Raw genomic sequence first — 13,100 nt, forward strand, 5'->3', positions numbered from 1 at the left:
AGAGGCTATCATCTTAAACAAAATTCCAGTAATTTAGTCATTCTATTAAACAATGATGAGCAAAGGGCATATGCCCAACTAGTAGCCAATGACGAAACTGAGTGTAAATATAAACAAAATAGCCACGCTTCGGAATGCCCGCGGCGGTGATAGGCCAAATGTTGTACAGGCAGCAAAAGACTGCGAGCGCTTCGGTGCACAAGGTATTACGGTGCACCCACGCCCCGACGAGCGCCATATCCGTTACCGCGATGTGTACGACCTGAAGGAGATCGTCACCACCGAGTTCAATATTGAGGGTAATCCAACGCCGGACTTCCTGAAATTGGTAAAAGATGTACGTCCAGAGCAGGTTACACTTGTACCTGATGCCCCGGATGCCATCACCTCTAACGCCGGCTGGGACACCATCAAGCACAAAGATTTCCTGACCAATGTGATTGGGGAGTTGAGAGAGCTGGGCATCCGCGCTTCTATTTTTGTTGACCCGGTGGAAGAGATGGTGGAAGGTGCCGCCGCCGTTAACACTGACCGCATTGAGCTATACACAGAAGCTTACGCAAGCGGCTACCACAAAAATCGTGAAGAGGCTATTGCACCATACTTACAGGCTGCTCTGAAGGCGCAGGAGTATAACTTGGGCCTTAACGCAGGTCACGACCTGGACCTGGACAACTTGAAGTACCTGCACGATACACTGCCAAACCTGAAGGAAGTAAGTATAGGCCATGCCCTAATCTGCGATGCACTGTACCTTGGCCTGGAGAACACGATACAACTATACCTGCGCCAGCTCAAGTAGATGGTGAACAGTGTAACCATACAGGAGTTTCTGGAGAAGGCAGAGCAACTACCCGTACTGGATGTACGGGCACCTAAAGAGTATGCGGCTGGTCATATTCCACTGGCACACTCCTTTCCTATTTTTGACGATGAACAACGCGCCAGAGTAGGCACCGCTTATAAGCAACAAGGCCATGACCCGGCTGTGCTGATAGGCCTGGACCTGTTCGGCCCGCGTATGTCAGGTTTTGTGAAGGAGGCAGGAAAGCTGGCTAAGAACAAGGAGGTGTTGGTGCATTGCTGGCGTGGCGGTATGCGCAGCGGGGCTATGGCCTGGCTTCTTGGTTTCTCCGGCTTTAAAGTGCACTTGCTGAAGGGTGGCTACAAAGCTTACCGCCGTCTGGTGCACGCCGAGTTCGAGAAGTCCCGCAGATTGGTTATACTCAGCGGCAACACCGGCAGCGGCAAAACAAATATTCTGCCGTACCTGCAGAAGCTGGGTCAGCAAAGTATAGATTTGGAAAAGCTCGCCAGCCATAAAGGTTCCGCCTTCGGAAGTATAGACATGCCGCCTCAACCTACCACCGAGCACTTCGAGAACCTGCTAGGTATGGAACTCCTGAAGCTGAACGGGCAGCAACCGCTGTGGCTGGAGGACGAGGGCATTACTATTGGCAGGGTACAGATGCCCAAGCCACTCTTCGACCAGATGCAGACCGCTCCGACCATTGCGCTGCAGGTGCCGTACAAGCTGCGGGTACAGAAGTTGGCGCAAGAGTACTGCCGCACGAACGAAGCCATACTTGCCACAGCCATTCTCAAGATCAAAAAGCGCTTAGGAGGTCTCGCTACCAAAGAGGCACTCGCCGCTATTTCGGATGGCGATATGGAGAAGATGGTAGAGATTGCCCTCACCTATTATGACAAAGCTTATACTTTCGACTTGGCTAACAAACAACAGGTACTACCACTGGAACTGCCAGGCATAGACCCTGAGGAAAACGCAACGCTGGTGCTGCAATTTGCCAAACAACATAATCTGCTTTAACATGGAAACGACCATCGAAAACATACGACTGACCCAGTACAGCCACGGCGCTGGCTGCGGTTGTAAAATATCGCCTAAAGTGCTTGATGCTATCCTGCACTCCGACATCAGCTATCCTGAGGAGCAGAACCTACTGGTAGGTAACAGCTCCCGCGACGATGCCGCTGTATACGACATTGGCCAGGGCCGCGCCGTCATCAGCACCACTGACTTCTTTATGCCGATTGTGGACGATGCCTATGACTTTGGCCGTATTGCCTCTACTAATGCCATCTCGGATGTGTATGCTATGGGTGGCACACCGATGATGGCGATTGCCGTACTTGGCTGGCCTGTAGACAAGCTTGCTCCTGAGGTAGCTAAACGCGTGATAGAAGGCAGCCGCAGCATCTGCCACGAAGCAGGTATTCCTTTAGCAGGCGGACATAGCATCGACAGCCCTGAGCCAATTTTCGGTTTGGCCGTAACAGGTATGGTAGATATCAAGAACCTGAAGCAGAACGATACTGCCACCGCCGGCTGCGAACTGTACCTGACCAAACCACTTGGCGTAGGCATACTTGCCACGGCGCAGAAGAAAGCCATTCTTAAACCAGAGCACGCGCACCTGGCACCGCAGCAGATGATGAAACTCAATAAAATTGGTGCAGATCTAGGCCAGCTGGCACAGGTAAAAGCCATGACCGACGTAACCGGTTTCGGCTTAATGGGTCACCTTGCGGAGATGTGCGAAGGCAGCAACCTAAGCGCAGAAGTATACTTTGATAAGGTACCGGTGATACCAGAGGCATTGGAGTACCTTGCTCAGAAAGCTATTCCGGGCGGCACGCACCGCAATTTCGACAGCTACGGTCATAAATTGGCCGAGTTGACTCCTGAGCATAAACACCTGCTCTGCGATCCGCAAACCAGCGGCGGCCTCTTAGTGGCCGTAGATCCTGCAGGCCGTGATGAGGTACTAGCTATTTTTGCAAAGCACAACCTGCAGTTGGAGCCACTAGGCGTGCTGAGAGAGCGAGCAAATGGAGAGAAGTTAATCCGAGTGGTTTAGACTTCCGTAAGCCATACTTGATTATTTGAATCAGAAAACTGAACACATGAAATTACACTATAAGGAAATGGGCCATGGCCAACCGCTGCTGATTCTGCACGGTTTGTTTGGCACATTGGATAATTGGGCAACGCTAGCTAAACGCTTTGCCGAGCACTACAACGTGTTTCTGGTGGACCTGCGAAACCATGGCCGCTCACCTCACAGCGAGGAACACAACTACGACGCTATGGCCGACGACGTACTGCGCCTGGTGGATGAGCTGGGTATACCGACACCAGCCATCATGGGCCACTCCATGGGCGGCAAGGTTGCGATGAAATATGCGCTGAAGTACCCTACACGTCTCACAAAACTAATTGTAATAGACATTGCGCCTAAAGCTTACCCTCCGCACCACGATGAGATTATAGAGGCCCTGCAGTCGGTGGACCTAAGTACTGCCACCAGCAGAAGCGAAATAGACGAGCAGTTGGCTAAAACTATAAAAGAGCCAGATGTGCGGCTGTTCCTAATGAAGAACCTTTACCGCAAGGAGGATAATACCTTTGGCTGGCGCATGAACCTGGATGTGATCGAGAAGAACTATGAGCATATTGCCGCTGCTGTTACAGCTGATGTTCCTTTCAAGAAACATGCACTATTCATCAAAGGCGGCCGGTCTGGGTATATCAAGCAGGAGGATATCTATAGCAACATCGAGCACCTGTTTACACTGGTTGAGGTAGAGACCATACCAAACGCTGGCCACTGGGTACATGCCCAAGCACCTGATGAAGTCTACAACCTGGTCACCAGGTTTCTGGAAACAGAGTAGGCTGAAACTGCTTTGCAGAATAAATATTCTTGCTCAACCTGTGAAGCAACTATCTTACAAGCCTTAGTCAAAGTATAACTGCCACCGCCAAAAGCTGTGGCAGTTATCTTTTTAGGCACTCTTGATGATTCAGTAATCTACAATTAACTCCTACCTTTGCACCATGAAGAAGACTGGCACTTTATACTTGATCCCGACTGTACTGGCTGAAAACACCCAAGATCAGGTTATTTCACCTCAGGTAAAGGAAACAGTGCAGCACCTGACGTACTTTATTGTAGAAAACCTGCGCACTGCCCGCCGTTACGTGAAGAGCATTTGCCCGGAGCTAGTTATTGAGCACCTAAAGTTTGTTCAGGTGGATAAGGATGCTAGTCCAGCACAGGTACAGAACTCACTGAAGCCATTACTGGAGCAAGGCATAGATGCCGGAATTATTTCGGAAGCGGGTTGTCCCGGTGTGGCTGACCCTGGAGCCGAGGTAGTAAAGTACGCTCACCAGAAGGATATCAAAGTAGTGCCTTTCGCTGGTCCATCAGCCATTCTACTCAGCCTGATGGCTAGTGGCTTTAACGGCCAGCAGTTTTGCTTTCACGGTTACCTGCCCATCGATAAGCGCGATAGGTTACAGGTACTTCGGCAGTTAGAGAAAGAGATGCAGCAACGTAACCAAACGCAGATTTTCATGGAGACACCTTACCGCAACAACAAGTTGCTGGAGGATTTGCTTTCTACCCTGAGTTCTGACACCAGGCTATGCATAGCCGCCAACATCACCTCCCCGGAACATGAGTTTATCCAAACCAAAACAATAAGCCAGTGGCGCGGCAAGCTACCGGATATACACAAGCAGCCGGCGGTGTTTTTAATTTATCGGTAGAGTTTACCAATCTGCCGGAAACTCTGCAGTTGAGCCAGGTAACTCACGGCAGTCATCTGGAAACTGGTAAGGCAGAAAGTCGTGATTTATCTCGTCGCGGAGCACAGTTATCTCATTCGTTGTAACTGCTGATACATCAAAAAATCCGATTACCTGCTCGCTCTTATAACGAACATTGTACATGTTACCTACTACTCTGGCCGGGGGCGGGTCAAACACAGTGCCAGTGGCTTCTTTCTGCTGCTCCATGATGCGGTAAAAATTATATGCCTCCTCCGTTACCGCGTACTGGTATACTTTCAGCCCGTGCTTCACCCCGAAGTACCGGTAAAAGGGCATAAACAACACCTCCTGGTTTATCACCTTGTTGCCGTCTGTCAAACGATCATCAACAACTTTAAACCTGTCCAGTTTTTCTGTCAGCAGGCATTTGGCACAGCAATCTTTGGGTTTTGGATTCCCATATGCATCGATATAATACCAAGGTTGTGTAAACACCTCATAGTTTACCACAAACGACCATCTCAGGAAATTCTTTTCTCCTGCCGGATCCTGATAGTCAACCAGCACTTTGTAGCCGGGGAAACGCGTTTTTTCCCGGTCTCCCTTAAAAGCATACAGCTGCTCATCCATCTCAAAATGCACTTTCTCTACAGGTATGGGGTTCGGCATGGTTATCCACGGAGATTGATAAACAGAATCACCAATGTCAATATGGAGCATGTATGTTTTACCCGGCTTACCGTATGCAGCGGCTCCATCAATTGGGTAATAACGTGTAGTAGCAGAGTCATACTCGAACTCATACTTTTCATTTCCGTCTGAGCTATATACCGCAACACTGGCCTTCTTTTCATACTCACTGTATTGATCTGAGTAAGGCTTAGCATGTGACAGCCGCACATAGTTATGCTCCGGATCGTTTGTAAAGCTGCCCTCTATTACCAGGTGCCTTTGCTGATCTTTGTGGTCAAAATCTATAGGGTCTATACATCCTACTGCGAGGAGCAGGAGCACCAACGGAAAAATTACTCTCAGCATATCAGATTAAAATTTCGCATTGAAGTTTACAGAAGGTATAGGCGCACCGATTACCGACAACTTAAAAGCACCGGGAGGAGCACCGTAATAGTGCTGGTATAGGGTAGAGTAGGCATTCTTTCTGCCATACAGGTTGTAGATAGAGATACCCCAGGTATACTCTGCCTTCTCCTTGATTATTGGCTCACGGTTAAATGAAAGATCCAGCCTATGGTAGTCTGGCATACGGCTTTGGTTGCGGCCTACATAGTTTGCAAATATTTGATTGTAGTACCTGTACCAGGAGTCTGCTCCCGTAATAGGCCTGCCCGTGGTGTAGGTAAAGTTTGCTGATACCGTCCATTTAGGCCAAGCCTTATAGTTGGCAAACACATTCAGGTTAACGGGTTTATCGTAATTTGAAGGATAGGCTTCTCCATCATTAATCGTTTCCTCCTCTGTTTCGCCTACAATTTTCCTGAACGACCTAGAGTATGTCATGCTTACCCAGCCGGTTAAGCGCCCCTGGTTCTTTTTCAACAGCCACTCAGAGCCATAGGCGTAACCATCTCCAAACAACAAGTCTGCATCCAGGGTAGGATTCAGGAGCAGCACGGCACCATCTTTATAGTCTATCTGGTTATACAGCTTCTTGTAGTATACTTCCCAACTGTATTCGTATACATGGTCTGGCTGCAAGTAAAAATATCCTAATGCTATCTGATCTGCTATTTGTGGTTGTATATACTTGTTCGAGAGCTTCCACACATCCACCGGTGTAATGGCCGCGGTATTGGAGATAAGCTGAATATACTGCCTGGTGCGGTTAGCCCCTACCTTAACGGCAGCGTTTTCAGACACAGAGTATTTAAGAGAGGCCCTAGGCTCTAGTCCTTGATAAGACTGTACAACACCGCCAGAACTAACATGAAGAGTGTCTACGATGCTCTTTATGCTTCTAGGCTCTCCCTCCGAGTACATATAAATATCAGCAGGGCCCACCTTGGTATAGTGGGTATAGCGCAGCCCTACCGACACCGATAATCTGTCATTTAACTTAACTTCATCATTGATGAAGCTAGATAATTCATATCCCCTGTCCTCATTTAAAGTGCGTCGATTAAAGCTAGAGGTTCCATGGGGTACCAGATCACCGGGTTGGATGCTATATAAAGAGGCTTCCCCTCCAAAATCAATCTGGTGACTTTCTTTTCCAAAATACCCGAAGTTCAACCTCAGCTGTGTGAGGTCAATACCTGAGTTTAGCTGAAACTCTTCACCTGTGGCAATACCTTCTACTGTATTTTTGTAAATACTTTTTACTAATGTAGCTGTACTTGTAAAGTTGTTGCTGAACAGATGATTCCATTGCAGCGTGCCGAGTGTGTTAGTCCAGCTATAGGTCGTATCATAAGGGAACTTAAACCCATCAGCACTGTGGTAGCCTGAGAAGCTGAGACTGTTATTTTTGTTTATGGTACACTTTAACTTCACATTGCCGTCATAAAAATACCCTGAGCTATTTTTGATGTTTTCGCTCGGGAAAAGCTTCAGCAGGTAATCAGGATAGGCGCCCCTGAAAGCTAAAAGCATAGTTACCTTTTCTGACAGCGGACCATCCATACTTACTTTAGCCGTAACCGGAGTTATACCTGCCTCATACCTCATCTTCTCGTTGTTCCCGTCTCGTAGGCTAACATCCAGAATAGAGGAAATCCTACCCCCATAGGTGGCTGAGATACCACTTCTATGAAGTGTAAAGCTCTTTAGAATATCGGGGTTATAAACGGAGAAGAACCCAAACAAGTGGGTGGAATTAAACAAGGGGGCACCATCCATTAAGATTAGGTTTTGATCCGCACTTCCGCCACGCACAAAGAAACCAGATGTCCCCTCCCCTGCATTCACGACTCCAGGTAGGGCTGATACTGCTCTTACTACATCCGGCTCACCTAGTAAGGTAGGCATACGCGTTAGCAGCTTCTGGTCCATGTAGCTGCTGCCCATACGCACTGAGTTTATATCAATGATGGAATTGGTCGTAATTTCGACTTGCTTTAAGCTTACGCTCCTCTCGCCTAGCATCAGAACAACTTCTTTATTGCCACCGTCTAGAACAATTGTTTCTTTAAGAGGGGCCATACCCACATACTGGCAGACTACTTCATATGTCCCTTTTTCCAGCTTTATACTAAAACGCCCCTGCTTGTTTGCCAGTACGCCTTTTCCGCCTGGCGAGAATACTACAAATGCCCCTTCCAACCTTTCTCCGGAGGCATCGGTTACTATGCCTGATAGTTTGTACTGCCTGATTTCAGTCTGTTGAGCTAAGACTGGCATCACTAGCAGTAGCACTATAAGAAAAGTATGGAGAATCTTTGACAACACAAGCTATACCTTTATAAGGGATTGTTTATTTTAAATATATAAAATAAACAATTGACATTAAACCCCTTACAGATGTTTTCCGTTGTCTCTCTCCTTTTTTAGAACATATGTACCCGCACCTTTTGCTTCTGCTCCTATGACAGCAGCGAGATGATATAGCTTTAGCTGTGGCTTACACTGCACAAACACCGATCTTTTACCATTCTATAAAAAAGAAAAGGCCTCCGGAAACCGGAGGCCTTTGTCCAATGAAGAAGACTACTACCTAGTATTCTAATCTATCTACTTTATTCATTTTTACTCTGTATTATTTAACGTCCCACCAAGGTCTTACTCCTAGGCTGTTTTTGCCACCAATGCGCTGCACTGCGTCAGCATAATTGGTTCCGTTCAGAGAAGCTTCTGTTACAGGATAGCTCATACGGAATGGTACCATGGTTACATCTGGGTCAACGGAACCGTCAGCTGGTGCTACAAAGATCGGCTCACCGGTGTAAGGATCTTCAAAGTCCAGACGTAGGCGCTCAAACCAAGCTTGTACACCTTGTCCATACATAGCGATCCACTTCTGAGAACCTATCAAATCCAAAGCTGTTTCCAAATCAGGAGCTTGATTAGCAGTACGAGACTCACTATAAGGAACCTCAGTTAGGTATTCTTCAAATGCAGCCTCAGACAGACCTGCAGCTTCGAAAGAAGATCTGATACCAGCCTCATAATGCTCTTCAGCACTCATAGGAGTACCTGCTATACCACGGGCAGCAACCTCAGCCAACATAAATTCTACCTCTGCATGGCTCAGGATATAAGTTGGAGCAGTTTCACCGATAACATAATCTCCCGGTAAACTTACCACCTTGGCATCACCATTAGAGTTTCCATTACCCGCATCCAGACCATAAGTTTCACCTACATACTGTGGGTTACCATTTGCGTCCAAGATAGGCGTGAAGCTAGATCCAAATGGGTTTCCAGAGCCAAGAGGTCTAGCAAACACAGTTACACGAGGATCGTCATACTTCTGCAGGTAATCAATGAATGGCTCAGAAACAGAGAAGTCAATTCTTGTTTTGTAGGCCTCTGCAAGTGGGTTGTTATTTGGTGCACCAGCAATCCAAGCAAACTTAGCACCCTCAGCGTTTGAAGAAATGAATCCTGCATCGCTGTTCAGAGCCTTGGTGATATGCTCTGTTGCGGTAGCCTGATCTGCTTCATACATACGCAGTGCAATACGCAGACGAAGAGAGTTCGCAAACTTCTTCCACAAAGTAACATCACCACCATAGATTATATCACCAGACTGGAATCCTGGGCTAGACTCATCCAGGATAGCAATTTGCTCATCCAGTGTATTGAGCACACCCAAATAGATCTCCTTACCATTGTCATATTTAGGAGTAACATTTTCTGTGCTCAATGCCTCAGAATAAGGCACTGGACCACCGTAAATGTCAGACAAAGTATGGAATGTCAGGGCCTTCATGATCTCAGCAATGGCGATACGGTTCTCATAGCCATTCAGCTGGTTCTCAGCCTCAATTTCCTGTGCAGTTGTCAGCTCTCTGAGCACATCAGCGTAGAAAGTGTTCCACATTGTTTGGTTTACACCCTCACGAATCTGGTAACGGCTTTCGTCTGTATACTGAGTAGAAGACCAATACTGAGCATAGTACATACCCATACGGCCATTGTTCCATGCATCTCCAATGTTGGTTGCATAGTTGTACTGCGCTGTCGCTAGTAGCTGCGCAGGGGTCGCATTCGCCGGCTGGTTAGGGCTAATGTTCATCTCCTCGAAGTCTTCTGTACAAGACACCATAGAGAACAGTGCTGCCCCAAGCAATAGCTTATTATATAACTTCATATTTATTCTATTTGAATTCGTTTATCTAAATACTACAGTCCCAGTGTCAGAGTGAATCCGTAAGAACGAACTGATGGTAAGGCACCACCTTCAATACCCTGCACGTTTGTGATAGAGTTAGTGATGTTCGATGGGTCTACGTGCTCTGAGTTAGAGTGAATCAGCCAAAGGTTTCTGCCTACAAACGCTAATCTTACGTTGTTGAATGGAGTTTTTCCTACTAGGCTGCTTGGCAGGCTATAGCCAAGGCTAGCCTCACGCAGATAGACGAAGCTTGCATCAATAATGTCAGCTGCACCAATTCTGTAGCCACCGTTTACGTAGAAATATGTACCTGCATCAATAGCTGTAGTGTTAGGAGTGCCATCGGCATGAACACCTGGCGCTACGATACCGTCTTCACGTACACTTCCTTCTGCAGTCTCTTCAACCATACCTGAGTAACGGCCAAACATCTGCGTAGTAGAGAAGAAGTCGCCACCTTTCTGGAAGTCTACTAGTGCTGAAAGGCTAAGGCCTTTGTAGCGGAATGTGTTAGTAACACCACCAGTAAAGTCTGGAAGAACAGAGCCAATTACCTTCTGCTCAGAAGAGCGGGCATAGTAACCGTTTGCAAGTACAATTCTTCTACCCTGATCATCATATTGATAGTCATAACCAACAATCGAGCCAAACGATTCACCTTCGCGAGCTTGCAGCTGAACAGCAAACGGAGCGTTAGTAATCACCATTGTCTTCTGGTCATCAGTCAACTTAATGATCTTGTTCTCGTTTTTAGCCCAGCTTATGTTAACATCCCAGCTGAAGTCGTTAGTTTTAACTGGTGTACCATACAGGTTAACTTCCACACCTTTGTTCTCTACCTCACCCGCATTAATGTAACGGTAAGTAAAACCGGTAGCAGCTGAAAGGCTCAGCGGAATGATCTGGTTTCTTGTTCTTCTGTTGTAGTAAGTAGCATTAAGACCCAATCTGTCATCGAATACACGCCACTCAGTACCAAACTCATACTCTGTAGAAATTTCTGGCTTCAGCTCTGCGTTAGGCAGTGTGTTTGGCACAGATACTCTTGACTCAGAGCCAAAAGGCATGTTCAGTGAGTAGGTTAGGATTGTGTTGTAAGGGTCAGTATCGTTACCTACCTGCGCAACGGCTGCACGAACTTTAGCCATGTTCAGCCAAGGAGCATCAATCAGTTCTGTAAATACATAAGAAAGTGATGCAGCTGGGTAAAAGTAAGAGTTCTCTCCTGCAGGAAGTGTAGAAGACCAGTCGTTACGTGCACTCAAGTCTAAGAACAATTGATCTTGGTAACCTAATGAAGCACTTGCAAACACAGAGTTAATCTGCTTTTCAGTCTTGTTATCCGTAATAGAAGGGCGGCCAACTGATGCACCAAGGTTATATACCTCTGAGCTCAGGCCATCTACGGTAGAACCTGCAAACACATTACGGGTACGTGTCATTCTGTTACCACCAACAAATGCATTCAGAGAGAATACATCAGTCAGATCTTTGTTGAAGTTTAACAAACCTTGAAGGTTGTTCTCCATGAAGTCGATCTTATACAGCGTGTAGTCAGATATCTCCTGAGAACCTGGTGCAATACGCTCTTCCTGTGTTTCTGAGTAAGTATCTGTAGACACTCTTACGTCAGCGCTCAGGTAATCAGTAAGCTTATAGTTTGCATTTACGTTACCGAAGATACGATCTCTTCCGTCGTTCTGGTAGTTCTTATAACGTACCCAGTATGGGTTGTTAGAGTATTTCGGAGCAGGGTTATCCCAAGAAGTACGGTTCCAGGTTAACTGTGTACCATCTGGCAACATGTAGTTCTTTTGTCTCTCGGTATCAAGCTGGCGCTGTCCCCACTGCGTGAACTGCTGTAGTACGTTAGTCCCGTCATAACCAGTACCTGGACGACCCTTGGCTTCGTGCGTAACATAGTTTGCACTTGCAGATACGCTCAATCGGTCTGTTACATTGTAACCACCATTGAAGCTCAGGTTATGGCGAACCATTTCTGAGTTAGGCAGGATAAAGTTCTGATCCAGGTTTGAATATGATAAACGGAAAGAACCTTTATCGTTAGAACCATCTACAGAGATAGAGTTCGTCAGGGTAGTACCTGTCTCAAAGAAATCGCGGATGTTGTTTGGCTGAGCTTCCCATCTTGCCAGTTCACCAAAGTTAGGGTTACCTAACTCCTTGTCCCAGCTCCAGTAAGGGCGGTATAGTTGTCCCTCAAATGCAGGTCCCCAAGATTCGTCCACGTCATAGTCAGGAATCAGATCATAGCTGCCTTTTCCGTCATTATCGTTGTAAGCGCCATCTCTTCCTTCTGGGAAAGCCTCAGGATTTTCTTCTTTATACAGTTTAGTGAAGCCGAAGCCACCACCATACTTGTTCTGATACTTAGGTAGTATGTATACTTTGTCTAGTGTCAAGCCAAGGGTATAAGTTACACCGATGCCACCACCGTCTCTCTTACCTTTTTTAGTAGTGATTACGATTACACCGTTAGCACCACGGCTACCATATAGCGATGTAGCAGCCGCACCCTTCAGTACAGTTACCTCAGCAATATCATTTGGGTTGATATCCTGAATAGCACTACCGTAGTCATAGCCGCCACCGCCACGCTGTTGGTTGGCGCTGTTAGAGTTAGAGTTTTCGATTGGAACACCATCCACTACGAACAAGGCGTTGTTGTTACCGCTGATTGAGCTAACACCTCTCATCGTAACTCTGGCTGAACCACCCATAGCACCTGAGTTCGTGCCCACCTGAACACCAGCAACTCTACCTGAAAGAGAATTAACGATGTTCGTTTCGCGCACCTGGCTCAGTTCATCGCCGCTCACAGTCTGAGATGAGTAACCGATTGATTTCTCTTCTCTAGCGATACCAAGAGCAGTTACAACAACCTCGCTAAGCTGCTGAGTGTTTACAGGCAGGCCAACATTAACAGTATTACCTGAGCCAATGCTGCGTTCTACTGTTTGATAGCCAATAAAGCTGAAGACCAATGTATTATTACCTTCAGGAACGTTGATTGTATAACTACCATCTGCTGATGTAGCAGTACCTACGGTAGTGCCTTTTACCAGAACGGTAACGCCTGGTAATGGCTGACTGGTAGTAGCATCTGTCACCTTACCAGTGATTGCCCTTACCTGTGCCATAGCCTGATGCAACAGGGCAGTCACAAGCAAGAGACTCAGAAATAGAATTTTCTTCATTGTGTTT

The 13,100-nt window shown here is 46.9% G+C and carries 9 protein-coding genes; 5 read left to right on the forward strand and 4 right to left on the reverse strand.

All coding sequences use genetic code 11. From position 1 onward, the window contains the following. Window positions 1-88 precede the first annotated feature (88 nt). From PKOR_RS04570 to PKOR_RS04590, 5 genes are all read left to right on the forward strand, one after another. Window positions 89-802 (forward strand): pyridoxine 5'-phosphate synthase, encoded by a 714-nt coding sequence (locus PKOR_RS04570; protein WP_046309406.1) that lies wholly within the window; start codon window positions 89-91, stop codon window positions 800-802. Beyond that, complete coding sequence (gene mnmH / locus PKOR_RS04575; RefSeq protein WP_046309407.1) at window positions 803-1,831, forward strand: tRNA 2-selenouridine(34) synthase MnmH; 1,029 nt, start codon at window positions 803-805, stop codon at window positions 1,829-1,831. 1 nt (window position 1,832) lies between these two features. Then, window positions 1,833-2,882, forward strand: a complete 1,050-nt coding sequence (gene selD, locus PKOR_RS04580) for a selenide, water dikinase SelD (protein ID WP_046309408.1) — start codon at window positions 1,833-1,835, stop codon at window positions 2,880-2,882. A 46-nt stretch (window positions 2,883-2,928) separates the two neighbouring features. Further along, on the forward strand, window positions 2,929-3,699 hold the full coding sequence (locus tag PKOR_RS04585; protein WP_046309409.1) for an alpha/beta fold hydrolase: 771 nt from the start codon (window positions 2,929-2,931) through the stop codon (window positions 3,697-3,699). Window positions 3,700-3,862: 163 nt separating this feature from the next. Next, window positions 3,863-4,579 carry an SAM-dependent methyltransferase gene (locus tag PKOR_RS04590; RefSeq protein WP_046309411.1) on the forward strand — a complete coding sequence of 239 codons (717 nt, stop codon included), beginning with the start codon at window positions 3,863-3,865 and terminating at the stop codon, window positions 4,577-4,579. A gap of 3 nt (window positions 4,580-4,582) precedes the next feature. On the opposite strand, the gene PKOR_RS04595 is transcribed toward PKOR_RS04590, so the two are convergent. The 4 genes from PKOR_RS04595 to PKOR_RS04610 form a co-directional block, all read right to left on the reverse strand. Next, window positions 4,583-5,620 (reverse strand): DUF4249 domain-containing protein, encoded by a 1,038-nt coding sequence (locus tag PKOR_RS04595; protein WP_046309412.1) that lies wholly within the window; start codon window positions 5,618-5,620, stop codon window positions 4,583-4,585. 6 nt (window positions 5,621-5,626) lie between these two features. Beyond that, window positions 5,627-7,987 (reverse strand): TonB-dependent receptor, encoded by a 2,361-nt coding sequence (locus tag PKOR_RS04600; protein ID WP_084694726.1) that lies wholly within the window; start codon window positions 7,985-7,987, stop codon window positions 5,627-5,629. Window positions 7,988-8,294: 307 nt separating this feature from the next. Beyond that, window positions 8,295-9,851 (reverse strand): SusD/RagB family nutrient-binding outer membrane lipoprotein, encoded by a 1,557-nt coding sequence (locus PKOR_RS04605; protein ID WP_046309415.1) that lies wholly within the window; start codon window positions 9,849-9,851, stop codon window positions 8,295-8,297. A 32-nt stretch (window positions 9,852-9,883) separates the two neighbouring features. Continuing rightward, window positions 9,884-13,093, reverse strand: coding sequence for a SusC/RagA family TonB-linked outer membrane protein (locus PKOR_RS04610; RefSeq protein WP_046309416.1), 3,210 nt, complete (start codon window positions 13,091-13,093; stop codon window positions 9,884-9,886). Window positions 13,094-13,100: the final 7 nt, after the last annotated feature.

Origin of the sequence: Pontibacter korlensis (assembly GCF_000973725.1) — a bacterium.
Lineage (GTDB): Bacteria > Bacteroidota > Bacteroidia > Cytophagales > Hymenobacteraceae > Pontibacter > Pontibacter korlensis.

Excerpts from the sequence above, each read along its gene's own strand:
- PKOR_RS04570 (WP_046309406.1), top strand. The coding sequence starts at position 89 with ATGACGAAACTGAGTGTAAATATAAACAAAATAGCCACGCTTCGGAAT.
- mnmH (WP_046309407.1), top strand. The coding sequence starts at position 803 with ATGGTGAACAGTGTAACCATACAGGAGTTTCTGGAGAAGGCAGAGCAA.
- selD (WP_046309408.1), top strand. The coding sequence starts at position 1,833 with ATGGAAACGACCATCGAAAACATACGACTGACCCAGTACAGCCACGGC.
- PKOR_RS04585 (WP_046309409.1), top strand. The coding sequence starts at position 2,929 with ATGAAATTACACTATAAGGAAATGGGCCATGGCCAACCGCTGCTGATT.
- PKOR_RS04590 (WP_046309411.1), top strand. The coding sequence starts at position 3,863 with ATGAAGAAGACTGGCACTTTATACTTGATCCCGACTGTACTGGCTGAA.
- PKOR_RS04595 (WP_046309412.1), bottom strand. The coding sequence starts at position 5,620 with ATGCTGAGAGTAATTTTTCCGTTGGTGCTCCTGCTCCTCGCAGTAGGA.
- PKOR_RS04605 (WP_046309415.1), bottom strand. The coding sequence starts at position 9,851 with ATGAAGTTATATAATAAGCTATTGCTTGGGGCAGCACTGTTCTCTATG.
- PKOR_RS04610 (WP_046309416.1), bottom strand. The coding sequence starts at position 13,093 with ATGAAGAAAATTCTATTTCTGAGTCTCTTGCTTGTGACTGCCCTGTTG.